This is a genomic window from Sphingomonas sp. (assembly GCF_031372575.1).
Taxonomy (GTDB): Bacteria; Pseudomonadota; Alphaproteobacteria; order Sphingomonadales; family Sphingomonadaceae; genus Sphingomicrobium.
On the sequence record NZ_JANMLM010000092.1, the window covers coordinates 26075 to 43708 of the forward strand.

Annotated in this window: 16 protein-coding genes; 3 read left to right on the forward strand and 13 right to left on the reverse strand. The window is 63.5% G+C overall.

Annotated elements, in window-relative coordinates; translation table 11 throughout:
- Entirely contained in the window at positions 1 to 282 is a 282-nt protein-coding gene (locus tag RMN73_RS09460; protein ID WP_309603073.1) for a proton-translocating transhydrogenase family protein, read from the reverse strand.
- Positions 283 to 563: 281 nt separating this feature from the next.
- Between RMN73_RS09460 and RMN73_RS09465 the strand changes: the two genes are divergently transcribed.
- Entirely contained in the window at positions 564 to 2867 is a 2304-nt protein-coding gene (locus RMN73_RS09465; protein WP_309603074.1) for an EAL domain-containing protein, read from the forward strand.
- 297 nt (positions 2868 to 3164) lie between these two features.
- Here RMN73_RS09465 and RMN73_RS09470 read toward each other — a convergent pair whose 3' ends face one another.
- Positions 3165 to 4274: an NAD(P) transhydrogenase subunit alpha gene (locus tag RMN73_RS09470; RefSeq protein WP_309603075.1), complete on the reverse strand. Its 1110-nt coding sequence runs from the start codon at positions 4272 to 4274 to the stop codon at positions 3165 to 3167.
- An 11-nt stretch (positions 4275 to 4285) separates the two neighbouring features.
- On the reverse strand, positions 4286 to 4435 hold the full coding sequence (locus RMN73_RS09475; protein WP_309603076.1) for an aa3-type cytochrome c oxidase subunit IV: 150 nt from the start codon (positions 4433 to 4435) through the stop codon (positions 4286 to 4288).
- Positions 4436 to 4572: 137 nt separating this feature from the next.
- Between RMN73_RS09475 and RMN73_RS09480 the strand changes: the two genes are divergently transcribed.
- Both RMN73_RS09480 and RMN73_RS09485 read left to right on the forward strand, forming a co-directional pair.
- Positions 4573 to 6003, forward strand: coding sequence for a sigma-54 dependent transcriptional regulator (locus RMN73_RS09480; RefSeq protein ID WP_309603077.1), 1431 nt, complete (start codon positions 4573 to 4575; stop codon positions 6001 to 6003).
- A 17-nt stretch (positions 6004 to 6020) separates the two neighbouring features.
- Positions 6021 to 6794, forward strand: coding sequence for a phosphodiester glycosidase family protein (locus RMN73_RS09485; protein ID WP_309603078.1), 774 nt, complete (start codon positions 6021 to 6023; stop codon positions 6792 to 6794).
- Here RMN73_RS09485 and folP read toward each other — a convergent pair.
- From folP to RMN73_RS09535, 10 genes are all read right to left on the reverse strand, one after another.
- Entirely contained in the window at positions 6745 to 7809 is a 1065-nt protein-coding gene (gene folP / locus RMN73_RS09490; RefSeq protein WP_309603079.1) for a dihydropteroate synthase, read from the reverse strand. The two genes, RMN73_RS09485 and folP, sit on opposite strands and share 50 nt — an antisense overlap.
- A gap of 104 nt (positions 7810 to 7913) precedes the next feature.
- Positions 7914 to 8993 (reverse strand): site-specific DNA-methyltransferase, encoded by a 1080-nt coding sequence (locus tag RMN73_RS09495; RefSeq protein WP_309603090.1) that lies wholly within the window; start codon positions 8991 to 8993, stop codon positions 7914 to 7916.
- A gap of 249 nt (positions 8994 to 9242) precedes the next feature.
- Positions 9243 to 9824 (reverse strand): ribonuclease HII, encoded by a 582-nt coding sequence (locus RMN73_RS09500; RefSeq protein ID WP_309603080.1) that lies wholly within the window; start codon positions 9822 to 9824, stop codon positions 9243 to 9245.
- Positions 9821 to 10993: a bifunctional hydroxymethylpyrimidine kinase/phosphomethylpyrimidine kinase gene (gene thiD / locus RMN73_RS09505; protein ID WP_309603081.1), complete on the reverse strand. Its 1173-nt coding sequence runs from the start codon at positions 10991 to 10993 to the stop codon at positions 9821 to 9823. The genes RMN73_RS09500 and thiD overlap by 4 nt, the downstream gene beginning before the upstream one ends.
- Positions 10990 to 11214: a DUF1272 domain-containing protein gene (locus RMN73_RS09510; protein ID WP_309603082.1), complete on the reverse strand. Its 225-nt coding sequence runs from the start codon at positions 11212 to 11214 to the stop codon at positions 10990 to 10992. Before RMN73_RS09510 ends, thiD begins: the two co-directional genes overlap by 4 nt.
- Positions 11214 to 12548 (reverse strand): phosphoglucosamine mutase, encoded by a 1335-nt coding sequence (gene glmM / locus RMN73_RS09515; RefSeq protein ID WP_309603083.1) that lies wholly within the window; start codon positions 12546 to 12548, stop codon positions 11214 to 11216. The genes RMN73_RS09510 and glmM overlap by 1 nt, the downstream gene beginning before the upstream one ends.
- 23 nt (positions 12549 to 12571) lie before the next feature.
- On the reverse strand, positions 12572 to 13255 hold the full coding sequence (locus RMN73_RS09520) for an NnrU family protein (RefSeq protein ID WP_309603084.1): 684 nt from the start codon (positions 13253 to 13255) through the stop codon (positions 12572 to 12574).
- The gene (locus tag RMN73_RS09525) at positions 13252 to 14544 is read right to left on the reverse strand and encodes an amidohydrolase family protein (RefSeq protein ID WP_309603085.1); all 1293 of its coding nucleotides are present in this window, start codon (positions 14542 to 14544) and stop codon (positions 13252 to 13254) included. Before RMN73_RS09525 ends, RMN73_RS09520 begins: the two co-directional genes overlap by 4 nt.
- The gene (locus RMN73_RS09530; RefSeq protein WP_405051559.1) at positions 14541 to 15926 is read right to left on the reverse strand and encodes an amidohydrolase; all 1386 of its coding nucleotides are present in this window, start codon (positions 15924 to 15926) and stop codon (positions 14541 to 14543) included. Before RMN73_RS09530 ends, RMN73_RS09525 begins: the two co-directional genes overlap by 4 nt.
- A partial coding sequence (locus RMN73_RS09535; RefSeq protein WP_309603086.1) for a peptide MFS transporter occupies positions 15923 to 17634 on the reverse strand: 1712 nt, incomplete at its 5' end. The genes RMN73_RS09535 and RMN73_RS09530, both read right to left, overlap by 4 nt.

Here is a 17634-nt window from a genome sequence, read left to right on the forward strand (position 1 = left end):
CTAGCGTTCCTTCTTCTTGTACATCGCGAGCATCCGCGCGGTGACCGCGAAGCCGCCGAAGATGTTGACGCTGGCCAAGGCCACCGCGATCAGGCCGAGCCATTTCGAGGTCGTGCTCCCCGCCGCCGCCGCGGCGATCAAGGCGCCGACAATGATCACGCTGGAAATCGCGTTGGTCACCGCCATCAGCGGGGTGTGGAGCGCCGGGGTGACCGACCAGACGACGAAATAGCCGACGAAGCAGGCCAGAACGAAGATCGACAGGATCGAAATGAAGTCCATCAGTAGCGCCCCCTCACGCTTAATGCCCCAAAGGTCGCAAAAGACTAAGGGTGAACGACCATTTTTCCAACAGCCCTCGCCCGCCGCGATTGTCCAGCCTGATCCGGGATGTTGCGCGGCGTTCCATTGCGGCGGAGCATGGCACAGGTGCGGGGGTGTAGGACAGCGGCTTTTCGCTTGCGCTCGCCAACCGCGCCGACGCGCCGTTAATCGGCTAAATTTAATACAAGGTTTCCGATTTAATAACCTTTCTCGCGCATGACGGCGATGAAAGGACGACTGTGCCGGCAAATGCGCCAATCGCGACCGAATCGCCCCGCCAGCGTCTGAAGCTGCTGGTCTGGCCGTTGCTGCTCGCTTTGTTATTCGGATTCGCAGCGATCGGGGAGCCGATTGAGGATACTTTGCGAATCTCGCGCAACGGCATCAATCAGCATTCAGCCAGTGGCGACATCGTACTTATCGCAGTAGACGAAAAGAGCCTTCGCGAGATCGACAATTGGCCTTGGCCCCGCGCCAAACAAGCCGCGATTATCACCCAGCTCGACTGGCTCGGCGCCGACAAGATCGTCTTCGACATTCTGTACACCGGGCCCAGTGGTCGAGCGGATGACCTTGCACTGGCGGAGGCGATCAAACGATCGGGAAAAGTAATCCTGGCAGCGCAAACCCGGCTCGGCGAACAGGATGGTAAAGAGAATAAGGGCCTGCCGTTGGCGGAATTTGCCGATCATGCGTCGGTCGCCTCGATCGCATGGTTGTATAATTGGCAGGGCGAGGTCTGGCGGATCAACTATGCGACCGCGTTCGAGGGTAGGATACTGCCAACGTTGTCGCGGGCAATCGCCGGGGATCAAACTGAGCTTGGCGCAGCGCTGGGCAAAGCCGACCACGCCTTTCGAGTTGATTACAGCTTGGACGTTGGCAGCATACCCGTAATCAGTGCGGCCGACCTTCTTAATGGTCGGGTCGACCGCCGCCAAATCGAGGGCAAGACCGCCGTGATCGGCACCACTGCCAATCAGCTAGGCGATCAATATAGCATCCCCGGTCGCGGCAAGCGCAGCGGCGTGTTCATCCACATCATCGGCGCGGAGACACTCAAGGGCGGCATACCGATCGACATGGGCTGGTGGCCCGCGTTTGCAGTGGCGCTGATCGCGAGCATCTTGTGCCTTCTTTCACGCCGCAAGAGTTTACTTGCGGGCGGCGCTGCGGTCTTGCTGTTGCTCCCGATCCTGCTCGAATCCTTGCTCATCTTCGTCGATGTAACCGCCGGGCTAACCCTCATCGCGATCGTTGCCGGACGCCTTGTCTGGGCGAAGTCCAAATCACGCGGCCTTGTCCATGCGCTGACCGGGCTGCCAAATCTGGTTGCCTTGGCCGAGGACCGACGCGGGCGCGACCTGCCGTTGATCGCGGTGCGGGTGCATAATTATGCCGAAATAGCTTCGACTCTTGACCTTGCCGGCGAAAAGCAATTTGGCGAACAATTGGTCGCCAGGCTCGGGCTTGGCGACCGCCAGCGGGTGATCTTTCAGGGCGACGAAGGCATTTTTGCCTGGTTTGCCGACAAGGGCACCCCCTTCGCCAATCACCTCGAGGCGCTGCACGCTTTGTTCCGCTCGCCGATCCGCGTGACCGGGATCAATTATGATGTCGCCTTGAGTTTCGGGATCGAAATTGGCAGCAGCCGCTCGGTCTCCAGCCGGTTGGGCAGCGCCTTGGTTGCCGCCGACGAGGCCGACCGCGAAAATCTGAAATGGAAATTCCACGATCCGGCGCGGCTTCAAGAAGTGCCGTGGCGACTGTCCCTTCTGTCGCAACTCGACACCGCGATCGACGATGGCCAGGTGTGGATTGCGTATCAGCCGAAGCTCGACCTCAAGACCCGGCGCACGGTTGGTGCCGAAGCATTGGCGCGCTGGACCCATCCCGAAAAAGGACCGATCAGCCCGACCGAATTCGTCACCGCGGCCGAACAAAGCGACCGGATCGAGAAACTGACCGACTTTGTGCTCGACCAGGCGATCGGCGCGGCGGCCGAGCTGGCGCGCAAGGGCTATGACTTCGGAATTGCGGTCAACCTTTCGGCGCGGATGCTCAATGACCGGCAATTGCCAGAGCGGGTTGCCGCAGTGCTCGGCCGCCACGGCCTGCCCGCCGACAAGTTAACCCTCGAACTGACCGAGACGGCGGCAATTTCAGGCAGCGGCAATGGCATCGACCTGCTCGCACGGTTGCGCGAGTTGGGCGTGCGGATCGCGATCGACGATTACGGCACCGGTCTGTCGACGCTCGACTATCTCAAGAAAATGCCGGCGAGCGAAATCAAGATCGACCAGAGCTTCATCAAGACGATGCGCGACAATCGGTCGGACCTGATCATGGTCCAGTCGACCATCGCGCTGGCCCATTCGCTTGGTCGGACCGTGGTCGCCGAGGGCGTCGAGGATCCCCACAGCCTCGAGCAATTGCGGACGATGGACTGTGACATTGCGCAGGGATTCATCGTCGGGCGGCCGATGAGTTTCGATGAAATGCTCCGCCGATTGAAGGGCGAAAGGAAGCGCAGCGCCGCCTAAATCTTCACCAACTTCCTTAATCGTTTGATAACCATATCAATTAGGGTTAATACTGCTCCTGTGCCGATGCGAATCGCATCAACATGACAGGGGTTTGATATGACCAAGCGTCCGAACGGTAAGGGTTTCTGGGGTTGGCTTCTCGGTCAAGGCTGGGCCGGCGGCGGAAGCGGTGGCTGATTTAGCCTAACCAACTGAAACAACTACAGAAAGACCGGGAAGCGAAAGCTTCGCCGGTCTTTTTTGTGCGCGTCACAGATAGGCGTTACCGGATCGGGTTTTGCGCCCTGCCGCGGGTCAGGAAATGGCAACGCGACTCGGCGCGACTCGCAGTGCGATGACGATCTCATCATCATCGGGAAGCACCACCTGGCCCGATTCCTTGTCCCAGAAGGCGCTGAGGAAGTTGAACAGGTTGTGGGCGTAGAGGGCCGAAGAATCGGCCGCGAGGCTGCGCGCCAGTTGCACCGCGCCGACAATTGTGACGCCATGCCGGACGACATTCTCGCCCGCGACGCAGCCCTCGACATTGCCGCCGGCTTCCGCCGCGAGATCGACCACGATGCTGCCCGACCGCATGGTGGCGAGTTGCCCATCGCTGATCAGTCGCGGCGCGGCGCGGCCGGGGATCAGCGCGGTGGTGATGACGATGTCCTGCTTGGCGATATGGTTCGATACCAGTTCGGCCTGCGCCGCCTGATATTCGGGGGACATTTCGCCGGCGTAACCGCCTGCCCCCTCACCTTCGATCCCGGCGACATTCTCGACGAAGATCGGTTTCGCACCGAGCGACATGATCTGTTCCCGAGTCGCCGAGCGGACGTCGGTTGCGCTGACCTGCGCGCCGAGCCGTTTGGCGGTGGCGATCGCCTGCAGTCCGGCGACTCCGACCCCCATCACGAACACCTTGGCCGGGCTGACGGTGCCGGCCGCAGTCATCATCATCGGATAAGCGCGGCCATAAAGGCTCGCGGCGTCGACCACGGCCTTGTAGCCCGAGAGATTGGATTGCGAGGAAAGGATGTCCATCGACTGGGCGCGGGTGATGCGCGGCATTTTCTCCATCGCCATGGGCACGAGCCCGGCCTTGGCATAAGCGGCGATATCGTCGCCACGCCGCGCCGGATCGAGCGCACCAACCAGCAGCGCGCCCTTGGCAGCACCGCCGACGCTCGCGGGATCGGGCCCGGCGACGACCAGGATGATGCCGGCGTCCTTGAGCGCACCGGCGCGGTCGGCGATGGTCGCCCCAGCGGCTTCATAGTCGGGGTCGGCAATCTTGGCGGCCTCGCCAGCGCCGTGCTCGACGCAGACAGCCGCGCCAAGCGCGATGAATTTCTTGACCGTCTCGGGGATGGCCGCGACCCGCGTTTCGGGCGAACCCTCCTTCAGGACCGCGATCTTCACCCCGTCAACGCTCAATTGCTGATGACGTAGATGACGATTGCAGCGACAATCGCGACCGCAACCGTCGCCCACTTCAGCATATTGATGAACTTGGAATAATCCTTGGTGTGGGTGCGGATGTGCGTTTCGGTGCCCGTCTTCCCATTGGTATCGGCCGCCATGTCATTTCCCTCGACAGTGATTGGTTGGTTGACCCCGGTCTTATCAACCGCAACGCCCGGCCCCAAGCGCTTTTCTCGATCGCCTTAAGGGCGCCTTTACCCCTCATCCTTAGAATGAGCCCTCGAAAGGTCCCTTGATGCGCGAAGACATTCTTCGATCTTTATTGCTGATCGACAGCGACCCCGCCGAACGGCGGCTGGTCGCCGCAACCGCGTCGCGCGCGGGGTGGAGCCTTGCCAACACCGCAGCGCAAGGCGCGCTGGATCTGCTCAAGGGGCCGCATGGCCGCGAAGTGCGCGCCGCTTTGCTGTCGGGCTGGGACCCGCAATCCGGCCCCGGCTTGATCCAGTCGCTGAAAAAGGCCCGCCGCGACCTGCCGGTCATCGTGCTGGCCGAAAGCGGGTCGATCGCCGGTGCGGTCGATGCGATGCGCGCCGGGGCGGATGATTTCCTGGTCAAGCCGGTCGCGCCAGAGCGGCTGGTCGAGGCGCTTAGCGCGCACCGCGATCGCCGCCGTGCGGCAGGCGAGCTGGCACCGCTGGCGGAAAAGCTCGTCCCGGTCCTGCCGCTCGAGGAACTGGTCGGCGCGGCGCCTGATTTCCGCGCTGCGCTGGCGGTCGCGGCCAAGGCGGCGCGCAATCGCCTGCCGATCCTGGTCATTGGCGAGCCTGGCGCAGGCAAGGAGACGTTTGCACGGGCGATCCATTCGGCAAGCCTCCGCGCCAAGGGGCCGCTGGTGCAAGTCGATTGCAAGGCGGTTGCGGCCAACATCATCGATTCGACCCTGTTCGGCCATGCCGCAGGAGCCTTTCCGGGGGCATTCTCCGAAAAGATCGGCAAGATCCTCGAGGCTGACGGCGGTACCTTGTTGCTCGACGACATTGGCGCGCTTCCGCTCGAGACGCAGGTCGCGCTCGACCGGATGCTGGCCACCGGCGAAGTCCGCCCGGTCGGCTGCAACGGCTCCAACTCGGTCGATATTCGCCTGATCGCCACTGCCAGCGCGCCGCTTGGTCCTGACTTCGACCCCAAGCTCAAGGATCGGGTCGAGGCAACCAGCGTCACCGTCCCCCCCTTGCGCGACCGCAGCAGCGACATTCCGGCGCTGACCCGCCACTTGCTCGGGCGGCTCGCCGAACAGCATGGCGGCCGCGCGCTGTCGATCGGCAATGACGCGCTTGCGGTACTGATGCGCTACGGTTGGCCGGGCAATGTCCGCCAGCTCGCCGGGGTTTTGTTCCGCGCCTCGGTCCAATGCGACGACAACTCGCTTACCGCCGACCATTTCCCGCATATCGCGATCCAGTCGCGTTTCTCGGGCCGCAAGAGCGACCGTGCCAGCGAATTCATCCAGATGAGTCCTGACGCAGCGATGGGCGGGCCGCAGCTGACCCTACTCAAGCCAGACGGCCATTTGCGCAGCATGGAGGAGATTGAAGCCGATCTCATCCGCCTCGCCATCGGCCATTATCGCGGCCGCATGACCGAAGTCGCGCGCCGGCTGGGAATCGGCCGTTCGACGCTGTACCGAAAACTCGCCGAACTCGGGATCGACACCACGTCCTGAGCGATTAGGATCGCGTGGTGCGCTTGATCCCCCTCGCCTTCCTGCTGCTGACCGCCTGCGGCACCGCCGCGACCGCGCCAAAATGGCCGGCGTCGCCATGTCGACAAACATTGTTCGAAGCGACTCGGTTTACAGTGTGCAATCCGGGCCGAGGCAAGCTCCAGCTCATCGCGGCAAGCAAGAGCGAGGCGCCCTTGCGCACCTTCGCCGAAGTGGCGACGCTTATCCCTAGCGAGCGGGTCGCCTTTGCGATGAATGCCGGGATGTTCGACGAGGACGGGCGGCCGATCGGGCTGGCGGTGGTCGACGGGGTGCAGAAGCACGCGATCAACCTGCGTGATGGCGGGGGCAATTTCCACTTGAAACCCAACGGCGTGTTCATGGTGCGCAAGAATGGCGCGGCGAGCATCGTCGTCAGCGAGGCGTATAAGCCGTCCGCCGACATCGCCTTCGCTACGCAATCGGGGCCAATGCTGGTGATCGACGGCGCAATCCATCCGAAATTCGATTCCGACGGCGAATCGCGTTTTATTCGCAATGGGGTCGGGATCGGGCCGGGCGGCATGCCGTTGTTCGTGATCAGCAACGAAGTCGTCTCGTTCGGCAAGCTCGCGCGCTTCTTCCGCGACGCGCTGCACGCGAAAAACGCACTCTATTTCGACGGATCGGTCAGTTCGCTGTGGGACCCGGCGTCGGGTCGGCAGGACGCCGGCGTCCCGCTCGGCCCGATGGTAGCGGCGCTTAAACCCGGGGCGTCAGCGCTTGGTCGCGCAAGCCCCGCCAGACCTTGAGCGCCTGGACCGTCTCGGGAACGTCGTGGACGCGGATGATCTGCGCGCCTTGCTCGGCGGCCTTGAGCGCGAGCGTGAGGCTGCCCGCGAGCCGCTGATCGGCAAGGGCTTCATTCGACAACGCGCCGATCATCCGCTTGCGGCTCGCGCCGATGACGATTGGGCAGCCGAGCCCGTGGAACAGCGCCAGCCCGTTCAACAGCTCAAGATTGTGCGCGACGGTCTTGCCGAAGCCGATGCCCGGATCGACCAATATATTGGCCCGGGCGATGCCCGCCGCTTCGGCCGCCACGATCCGTTCCCCGAGCCAGCGATAGACCTCGACCAGCACGTCGCCATAGCGCGGATTGTCCTGCATTACTTGCGGGTCGCCCTGGTGATGCATCAGCACGATCGGAACCTTGGCCGCCGCGACGACTTCTGCCGCGCGCTCGTCATGGGTCAGCGCCGAGACATCGTTGACCAGTCCCGCCCCCGCCCCAAGCGCGGCTTCCATCACCGCCGCCTTGCGAGTGTCGATCGACACCGCGGTGCCGCCCGCAGCAAGCTGCTGCACCACGGTCAAGATGCGCTCGATCTCGTCGACCTCCCACACATCCTTCGCGCCGGGCCGGGTCGATTCGCCGCCGACATCGATCAGCGCCGCCCCGGATGCGGTCATGTTTGCCCCCGCCTCGGCCGCAGCGCGCGAGTCGGCATAGGTGCCGCCGTCGGAGAAACTGTCGGGGGTGGCGTTGATGATCCCCATCACCTGCGGCTGGTCGAGGCGGATGGTCCGCTGCCCCAGCTGCAATGGCGCGCGCGGTGCGGTGAGATATGCCCAGGCGGCGGCCATGTCCGCGTCGAAACGCGCCTCGAGCCCCTCGACGCAGTGCAATTCGCGGGTGCCGTCGGCATGGATCAGCTCGACCGACGCAAACCAGTTCAGCCCCCCCGCCAACCGCGCGACCTTGCCGTCATGGCCGAACGGGGAATCGACGAAGCCGGTGGGGCGGATGAGGGTCGTGTGAGCCATAATTTTCCGTTCGTCCTGAGCTTGTCGAAGGACCGTTCTTGTCTGACATTGGCTTCAAAAAGGACAGCCCTTCGACAAGCTCAGGGCGAACGGAATTATTTTGGCTATGAGCCCTGAAGATGCTTTTGGCGAAGCGCGTCGATCGGCTCGGCGCGGCCGTTCACCTCGACATGCCAGAAGGTCCAGCCGTTGCAGCTCGGCGCACCCTGCAAGGCCGCGCCGACCTTGTGGATCGATCCCATGTGGCCGTCGCAGGCGATCGATCCGTCGGCGCCGACCGTCGCACTCCACCGGCGCTTGCTATCGCTTAGCAATGATCCCGGCGGGACCATCCCGCTCTCGACCAGCAAACCGAACGCGACACGCGGTGCGGCGCGCTTGTCGACCATCATCGTCATCGCGCTTTCGTCGAGCGGCAGCGTCGCGTCGATCCGCGCCCGCGCCACCTTGGCATAGGCCGGCTCGCGCTCGATCCCGATCCACCGCCGCCCCAGTCGCCGCGCCACCGCGCCGGTCGTGCCCGTGCCGAAGAACGGGTCGAGCACGATGTCGCCCGGCTTGGTGCACGACAGAAGCACGCGATACAGCAGGCTCTCGGGTTTCTGCGTCGGATGCGCCTTGTCGCCGTTATTGTCCTTGGCGCGCTCACCGCCCGAGCAGATCGGAAGCACCCAGTCACTGCGCATCTGGAGGTCGTCGTTGAGCGCTTTCATCGCGCGATAATTGAAGGTGTAGCGCGCTTTCTCGTCCTTGGCGCACCACAGCAAGGTCTCGTGCGCGTTGGTGAAGCGGGTGCCGCGGAAGTTGGGCATCGGGTTGGCTTTGCGCCAGATGATGTCGTTCAAGATCCAGAAGTCGGCTTCCTGCAGCAAGGTGCCGACGCGGTAGATGTTATGATAGCTGCCGATCACCCAGATGGTGCCATCGTCCTTGAGGATGCGCCGCGCCTCGGCGAGCCATTCGCGGGTGAAGTCGTCATAAGTGGCGAGGCTGTCGAACTTGTCCCACTCATCGTCGCAAGCGTCGACTTTGCCACCCTCGGGACGAAGCAAATCGCCGCCGAGCTGGAGGTTGTAGGGCGGGTCGGCGAAGATCATGTCGACCGACTTGTCGGGCAAGCGCGCCATCTCCGCTATGCAGTCGCCAAGGATGATCTGGTCGAGCGGCAACTCGCGCATCGGCATGACATTGGACCGGGCGCGGGCGCGTCGACTGGTCTCGGTAATCGGCACGATCATGTTCACGGCGGCAGTCCCCCTCGTCTCGCCTCAAGGGTGAGTCAGGCCGGACTCGCGGTCAAGCGATCAAGTGTTAACGAGGGGCGACAACGTGCGGAGAACAAAAGGAATCCGTTTGGCCTCAGCCACTATATCTTGAGTGCATCATGGTGTTGCGACTCAATCCCTAGTGGTGTGACTCGAAGGACTCATCGATCAGAAAAGGGCCATTTGCGCCACCGGTGCAAAGCTTCGGCGGTGCAGCGGGCTCGGGCCGTGGGTCCGCAAGGCGGCTAGATGCTCGGGGGTGCCATAGCCCTTGTGGCGGCAGAAACCGTAGGCCGGATGGCACTCATGCTCGGCCAGCATCAGCGCATCGCGATGCTGTTTGGCGACGATCGAGGCGGCCGAAATGCAGCGCTCGGTGGCATCCCCGCCGACGATCGCGCGCGCCGGCCAGCGCCATTCGGGCCGCCGACCGAGCGGGGTGAGATTGCCATCGATCAGCGCCTCGACCGGATCGCAGCCGATCACCGCGCATAACGCCTCCATCGCGCGGGTCATGGCCAGCATGGTCGCCTGGAAGATATTGATCGAGTCGATTTCCGCGACGCTGGCGAGTCCTATCCCGACATGGCAACGGGCATGAATTCGCGTCGCCAAAATCGCGCGCTTGTCCGCCTTGAGCACTTTGCTGTCGGCCAGCCCGCGAATGTCCTTGCCGCACAGGATCACTGCCGCCGCCACCACCGGCCCCGCCAAGGGCCCCCGGCCCGCCTCGTCCACACCCGCGATCATTCGGCGATCCGCCACGGCGGGAAGCGGCGATTTTCGCCCGCTTTGTAGAGGAAGATCGTATTGCCTGACGGATCGCGCAGCCGCGCCTCGCGCCACATCCATGGCTGGTTGCGTGGGCCATGCTCGAACGGCACGCCCAATCGCGCCAGCCGGTCGACCTCGGCATCGATATCGTCGCATTCAAGATAGATTGCGGTGGTCGGCGAGATGGTCTCGTCGGGATCGGCCTGGATCGACAGGGTCGCGCCGCCCCCGGTTTCGAACCGCGCATAGGCATTTTCCGGACTGTCGACGATCTGCCGCAACCCGAGCGTGCGGTAGAATATGACCGACTTGGCATATTCCTTCACCGTCATCGTCACCTGGTTCATCCGCGGCATCGACCCCGGGCCGACATCGAGCCGAACCGCGGCATGCCCGAGCGGCCCTGCCCCGCCGCCAAGCCCCGGCGCGGCATGCAGCGCGACCCGCACGAACTCGCGCGCCCGGCCGACCGCCTGGGTCAGGCTATGCCCCTCGGCCAGGAACATCGCGATTGCCGACGCCAGCGTGCAGCCGGTGCCGTGGGTGCTTGTCGTGGCGATGCGCTGGCCCTGCCAGCTGGTGATATTATCCTCCTCGATCAGCGCGTCGGCGAGCGCGTCACCTTCCTCATGCCCACCCTTGATCAGCACCGCGCAGCGATGCGCCGAGACCAAAGCAAGCGCGGCGTTGACCTCGTCGCCCTCGCTCGACAGACGCTTCAATTCGGGCAGGTTGGGCGTGACGATCGTCGCGACATCCATCAGCCGGCCGAACGCGGCGATGGTGGCATCGTCGGCGAGCGGTGCGCCGCTGGTCGCGACCATCACCGGGTCGAACACGATCGGAATGCCCTCGAACCGCGCCAGCCGGTCGGCGATGACTTCGGCGGAAAACGCGCTGCCGATCATCCCGATCTTGATCGCGTCAACCCCGATGTCGTCGGCCACCGCATCGATCTGCGCTAGGATCGTCTCCGCCGGCACCGGATGAACCGCAGTCACGCCAAGCGTGTTCTGCGCGGTGATGGCGGTGATCGCGGTCATCGCATGGCCGCCGAGCATGGTGACGGTCTTGATGTCGGCTTGGATCCCCGCTCCGCCGCCGCTGTCCGACCCGGCGATGATCAGGATTCGCGCGATAGTCATGCTGCAAACTTGCGCGTCGTCGAGGCCGGATGCTCGCGTAAATTCTTGCCGCTGCGCACCGGGCGATCGGTCATTTCGCCACCGCAATTGGGGCAGCGCTCGTCCATTTCCTCTGTGCACGTCGCGCAAAAGGTGCATTCGAACGAACAGACAAACGCGCCATGCTGGTCAGCTGGCAAGTCCGCCCCGCAGCGTTCGCAATCGGGCCGCATGTCGAGCATCAGGCGGCGGCGACTGCGGCGCAGATATCGTCGACGATCGCTTCGACCTCGGCCATGTCGTCGCCCTCGGCCATCACCCGGATCAGCGGCTCGGTGCCCGACTTGCGGATCACCAGCCGGCCGCGCCCGTCGAGTGCCTTCTCGGCCGCGGCGATGCGCTTGATCACCTTGGCATCGTCGAGCGGCTCGCCCTTGTCGTAGCGGACATTCTTGAGCAATTGCGGCACCGGTTCGAACTGGTCGAGCAATTCGCTCGCTTTCTTCCCGCTGTCGATCATCGACGCCAATATCTGCAGCCCCGCGACCAGCCCGTCGCCGGTGGTCGAATGATCGGTCAGGATGATATGCCCCGATTGCTCGCCACCGACATTCGCACCTCGGCTGCGCATTTCCTCGAGCACATAGCGGTCGCCTACCTTGGTCCGCACCAATTCGATCCGATTCTTGTGCAAATGGCGTTCAAGCCCGAGGTTGGACATCACCGTCGCCACCACCGCCTTGGCCTTCAATGACCCGCGGCGCTTCTGGTCAATCGCGATCAGCGCCATCAACTGGTCGCCATCGATCACCCTGCCGGTTTCGTCGACCACGATCAGCCGGTCGGCATCGCCGTCGAGCGCGAGCCCGATATGCGCCTGGTTGGCGACCACCGCATCGCGCAACGCCTGCGGGTGGGTCGATCCGCAATTGTCGTTGATGTTGGTGCCGTTGGGCGACACGCCGAGCGCGATCACGTCGGCGCCAAGCTCCCACAAGGCATCGGGCGCGACGTGGTAGGCCGCGCCATTGGCACAATCGATGACGATCTTGAGCCCGTCGAGCCGCATGTGATCAGGCAAGGTCGACTTGGCGAAATGGACATAGCGCCCGCGCGCATCGTCGATCCGCTTGGCGCGCCCGACCATTTCCGCCTTGGCCAGCTTCGGCTCCTTGCTCAGTCGCCGCTCGATCGACCGTTTGTCCTCGTTGCTCAACTTATAGCCATCGGGGCCGAACAATTTGATCCCGTTATCGACGAACGCATTGTGGCTCGCCGAAATCATCACGCCAAGGTCGGCGCGCATCGAGCGGGTCAGCATCGCCACCGCCGGGGTCGGCATCGGCCCGAGCAGGACGACGTCCATCCCGACCGAGGTGAAGCCCGCGACCATTGCCGATTCCATCATGTAACCCGACAGGCGCGTATCCTTGCCGATTACCACGCGGTGGCGATGATCGCCGCGAAGGAAGTGCGCGCCCGCCGCCTGGCCGACCCGCATCGCAATTTCGGCGGTCATCGGCGCATCGTTGACGCGCCCGCGAATCCCGTCGGTACCGAAGAATTTCCTGCCCATGAAAGGCTAATGCCTGAAAAGGGTTAAGCGAAAAAGGCCCAGATGCCGGCGGGGCGATAACCGAGCGCGCCGTGGGCATAGCTCGCAGCCAGCCACAGCAAAGTGCCGCCGGCGAGGGCGAAGCCACCGGCCGATGCGACACCGCGACCGTACGGCACGAAACTGGTCCGTGCTTCCCAATCGTGCCACGGCTCGCCGATCAGTTTTTCCTTCTTGCGGTCCTGCCCCGCTGCGCCGCCCAAAGCGAGGATCGCGATCGCCGCGCTGACCACCAGCGAGGCTGGGGTCGGATTGACGATTACATGGACCAACGCCCATATCGCAAAGCCCCACATCATCGGATGGCGGGTGATGGCGAACACGCCGCGTGCCGCGCCAATCTCGGTCACCGGTTTGCCGCCGGTCGGGAACGCCGGATTGCTCTTGACCGAACCGACGAACAGCACCGACCCGATCCACATCAGGATCGTGCCGACGATCCACCCGATCGAGCCTGCATCCCACAAGACGGCGGGCGAATCGGCAAACGCGCCATGATAATAATGAACCATCAAATAGAGCGTCGCGAACGACACCACGACATAGACCAGCCCAAAGACCTTCTCGCCCAGCGCGCTGACCATCGGCGCGCGCATCGGGTGCGACATCGCGAAATGCGTGCCCACGAACGCGACCGACCCGAGGATCAGGCCCGTCATCGCACTCATCGCCGGTACGCCTCGGGAAGCGCTTGCCGGTCGAGCGTCTTATAGCGGTCGCGAAGCTTGGTCTGGCGGCTTTCGAGTGGCTGGCTAACGCCATCGATCCACACCATCTGTGCCTCGCTTCCCACCTCGAGCGGATCGCCCGACCAGATCACCACGTCGCCCTGTCGCCCGCGTACCAGGCTGCCGATCTGGTCGCCCATGCCGATCACTTCGGCCGGCTTGGACGTGATCATCGCCAGTGCGTCGCCCCAGCTGACCCCGGTCGCACCCGGCACCTTGCCCAGCGCGACAAGGTTGGCGGCATATTGGCGCTGGTTGAACAAATAGCGCGAATCATTGTCGTCAATCATCCCGATCGCGACCTTGACCCCGGCGTTGCGCATCCGCCCGATGTTCGATTGCGTCGCGGCAAGTTGCTCAAAGCTTGCCGGAAGATCGTTGACCGCCGAGGCAATCACCGGGATTCCCGAGGCCGCGATCCGGTCGGCGACGGTCCAGCCTTCGGTCACCCCGACCAGCACCATCTTGAGCGCGGGGAAATCGCGCTTGAGCGCGATCGCCTGGAGGATATCATTGGCCTGTTCGACATGGACCAGCAGATATTGCCGCCCTTGCAGCACCGGCACCAGCGCCGCCGCGTCGAACCGGGTCAGCATGACGTCGTCCGGGCGCTGAGCATTGCGGCCCAACTCGCCGGCCTCGCGCAATGCATTGCGGAACATCAGATGCGCCGACGCGCGCGATCCGCCAGCGGTTTCCGCGCCACTTTCGCCAAGCTCGACAAACTGGAATTTGCGCGCGGCGGTGATCGCGTCGCGGTCGGCACCGAGGTCGATCACCGCCCCCTGCCCGGCGAAGATGCTGCGCGCGGTGTTGGGCGCGACAATTGCCCGAGTTACCCCGTCGGCGCGGTTGACGGAGATGGTCGATCCCATCGGGTTGACCGCCGGTGCGACATCGATTGCGGCGCTGAACGGCCCGCTCGGCGCGCGGTCGTCGGTGGTGCCATCGGCCGACAGGTCGACTTCGCTCAGCCCCAGCCGCGAGAAGCCACCGACGATCCCCGGCGTGACCCACTTGCCGCGGGCATCAACAATCTCCGCCCCGCGCGGGATCGGCACACCCACGCCAGCAGCCAATATCTTGCCGTTTTGGATGACGACGGTCGCCCCGACAATCGGGTTCGATCCGTCACCCAGCGCCACGGTGCCGCCGGTAATCGCAATGGTCTGGGCGGCAAGTGGGGTGGCGCTGGCGAGCAACGCGGCGGCGATCAGCAGGCGCTTCACTTGGTGTCTCCTTCGCCTGGCTGGCCAAGCTCGAAGTCGCTTACCGGGCGCAGGCGCGGGTTGGCGCTATCGTACATCATTGCCCCGTCGATCCACACTTTTTCGGGCCGCGTGTAGGTGCTGAACGGATTGCCGTTCCACAGCACAATGTCGGCCATCTTGCCCGGCTTGAGGCTTCCGACGCGGCTTTCGAGGCCGAGCGCCTTGGCCGGATTAAAGCTCAGCCAGCGCCACGCCGATTCGTCACTGACGTTGACCCCGGCGCGGCGACCGTCGGCGAGCGCCTTGGCTGCTTCCTGGTTCAAGCGCTGGATTCCGTTGGCATCATCCGAATGGACGATGGCACATGCTCCGGCGCGGTCGACGAACGGAATATTCTCCTTGATCCCGTCATAGCTTTCCATCTTGAAGCCATACCAGTCAGCCCACATCGCCGAGCAAATCCCCTCACGCGCGAGCAGATCGGCCACCTTGTAGCTCTCGACCGCATGGTGAAAGGTGCTGATCTTGTAGCCAAATTCGTGGCTCATATCGATCATGATCGCCATTTCGTCGGCGCGGTAGCAATGATTGTGAATGCGGATCTTGCCGTCGAGTACGCCGCGCAAGGTGTCCATCGCAAGATCGCGGCCGGGCATGTCCCCGCCGACCTTCTCATATTTGTCCCACTTGCGGTCATAGTCCTGGGCCTTGAGCCACGTCGCGCGGGTGACGGCGACATTGCCCATCCGCGTGCCGGGGCCGCCCTTGTTGCCGTAAACGCGCTTGGGATTCTCGCCGCACGCCATCTTCAGCCCGTAAGGCGCACCAGGAAATTTCATGCCCTGCGAGGTGCGCGCCGGGACATTCTTGAGCACCACCGATCGTCCGCCGAACAAATTGGCCGAACCGGGCAGAATCTGCAGCGAGGTCACCCCGCCATTGGCCAGCGCACGCGAAAAACCGGGGTCCTGCGGCCACACGCTATGCTCGGCCCACACCTCGGGCCGCGAGGCGCCGGTCGCTTCATTGCCGTCGCTGTTTCCTTCGACACCAGGTGACGGATAGTCGCCAAGGTGGCTGTGGACGTCGATGATCCCCGGGGTCACGAACTTGCCCGCCCCGTTTATCTCGATCGCCCCCGCAGGGCTGGCCAGCGACGCATCACCGGTTGCGACCACCGCGCCGTCGGCGAAGATCACTGTGCCATCGTTGATCCGCCCGCCTTCGCCGTCGAAGATCGTCGCCCCGCGGATTACCGTCGGCGCGCCGGGATAGCGGGCGTAGGTCGACGGATAGGGATCCTCGTTGATGCGGATCGGTGGCGCCTTGAGTGGCGGGGTCGCCGCACACCCCCCAAGCATTGCTGCGACAAGGGCGGCGGCGACGACGCTGCGCATCAGGCCTTCACCTCACCATCGAGGTTGGTTCCCGCAGCCTGCGGTTCGCCAAGCTCGCGATCGCCGGCGAGCGGACCATCCTCAAGCGTGTCGAGATGCATCCATCGCTTGACGATTGGCGAGACGAGCAAAACCGCGACGCCGATGCCGATCGTTACCCAGCCGAACATCGAATAAATGTCGAGCAGGCCCTGCTTGGTCATTTCGCCGCCTTCGCCGCCGGTTGCCTCGCCGATCTTGCCGGCGACGAAATTGCCGACCGCGGTCATGTAGAACCAAGCGCCCATGATCAGCGACGCCATGAAGCTCGGCGCAAGCCGGTTCATCGCGCTTAGGCCGACCGGCGAGAGGCACAATTCAGCGGTCGTCGCGAACAGATAATAAGCGAACACGAAAAGCACCGGCACCATCACGTCGATCCCGACCGCCATCGCGCCCCACACCAGCACCAGATTGGCAAAACCCATCTGCAACAAGGCAATGCCGAACTTGGCCGGTGCCGACGGCTCGAGGCCGCGTCGCCCGAGCGTCACCCACAATCCCGCGAACAACGGTGCTAACAAGATGATGATGATCGGGTTGATCGACTGGAAGATCGACGCCGGGACGCCGGCCCGGTCGACGAACCGGTCGGTGAACAGGTTCATCGACCCGCCCGCCTGCTCGAACAGGCCCCAGAAGATCGGGTTGAGCGCGATCAGGAACAGAATTGCATAGATACGATCACGCGGCTGATTTTCGATCCGAAACTTCTCGATCGCTAAGCCCAAAAGAATGACCACAAAGCCAGCCAAGCAAATCATATTTGCGATCGAGAGGCTGCCCATCGTCGCGTTAGAGGTCGGCAATTTGAGCACGTCGGACACGGCTTGGAATAGCATCAGCGCCATGCCACCGAAAACCATCCCGCGACTGTCGGCTGGCGCCTTGCCAATCGCTCCGTATGGCAATTGCAAAGCCGCGACCGCCGCGACATATCCGAGCAATACTGTTCCAGACACTATCAGTAGAGTCTGGATGACATCCTGATATTGGACCAGCGCCCAGATCACCGCGACGGCGGCGACGCCGACACCATAGACCGACATTTCCTTGCTCTTGCTAAGCACGACGGGGGATTCGCCCGCGCCGTTGAGCGCCTTCTTGCCGAGCACGAACACGATCAGGCCGACAATCATGCCGATACCGGCCAGGCCGAAGCCATAGCCCCAGCCGATCGTCTCGCCGAGATAGCCGACCAGGATCGTACCGATCGCCGCGCCGACGTTAATCCCCATGTAGAAGATGGTGTAGGCACCATCGCGGCGAATGTCGGTCAGCTTGTACAGCTGCCCGACCATCACCGAGATGTTGGCTTTGAGGAAACCCGAGCCGACGATGATGAACGCCAACGCGAGCCAGAAGACATTGATCGTCGGATCGGACTGGCCGCCGACGCCTTCGACCGCCATCAGGCTATGGCCGAAGGCGAGCAGCAGTCCGCCGAACAACACCGCCTTGCGCTGCCCCAAATAACGATCGGCGATATAACCGCCGAGTACCGGGGTGATGTACACTAGGCTGGTATAAGCGCCGTAAATCAGGTTCGCCTTGTCGTCGGCGAACAGCCAATGCTTGGTCAGGTAGAAAATCAGCAGCGCGCGCATGCCGTAGTAAGAGAATCGCTCCCACATTTCGGCGAAGAACAGCATGTACAGGCCCTTGGGATGAC

What these genes read in the sequence shown, in the direction of transcription:
- RMN73_RS09460 (WP_309603073.1), bottom strand. Translation starts at nt 282, where the DNA reads ATGGACTTCATTTCGATCCTGTCGATCTTCGTTCTGGCCTGCTTCGTC.
- RMN73_RS09475 (WP_309603076.1), bottom strand. Translation starts at nt 4,435, where the DNA reads ATGGCGGCCGATACCAATGGGAAGACGGGCACCGAAACGCACATCCGC.
- RMN73_RS09480 (WP_309603077.1), top strand. Translation starts at nt 4,573, where the DNA reads ATGCGCGAAGACATTCTTCGATCTTTATTGCTGATCGACAGCGACCCC.
- folP (WP_309603079.1), bottom strand. Translation starts at nt 7,809, where the DNA reads ATGGCTCACACGACCCTCATCCGCCCCACCGGCTTCGTCGATTCCCCG.
- RMN73_RS09495 (WP_309603090.1), bottom strand. Translation starts at nt 8,993, where the DNA reads ATGCCGATGCGCGAGTTGCCGCTCGACCAGATCATCCTTGGCGACTGC.
- RMN73_RS09500 (WP_309603080.1), bottom strand. Translation starts at nt 9,824, where the DNA reads ATGATCGCGGGTGTGGACGAGGCGGGCCGGGGGCCCTTGGCGGGGCCG.
- thiD (WP_309603081.1), bottom strand. Translation starts at nt 10,993, where the DNA reads ATGACTATCGCGCGAATCCTGATCATCGCCGGGTCGGACAGCGGCGGC.
- RMN73_RS09510 (WP_309603082.1), bottom strand. Translation starts at nt 11,214, where the DNA reads ATGCTCGACATGCGGCCCGATTGCGAACGCTGCGGGGCGGACTTGCCA.
- glmM (WP_309603083.1), bottom strand. Translation starts at nt 12,548, where the DNA reads ATGGGCAGGAAATTCTTCGGTACCGACGGGATTCGCGGGCGCGTCAAC.
- RMN73_RS09520 (WP_309603084.1), bottom strand. Translation starts at nt 13,255, where the DNA reads ATGAGTGCGATGACGGGCCTGATCCTCGGGTCGGTCGCGTTCGTGGGC.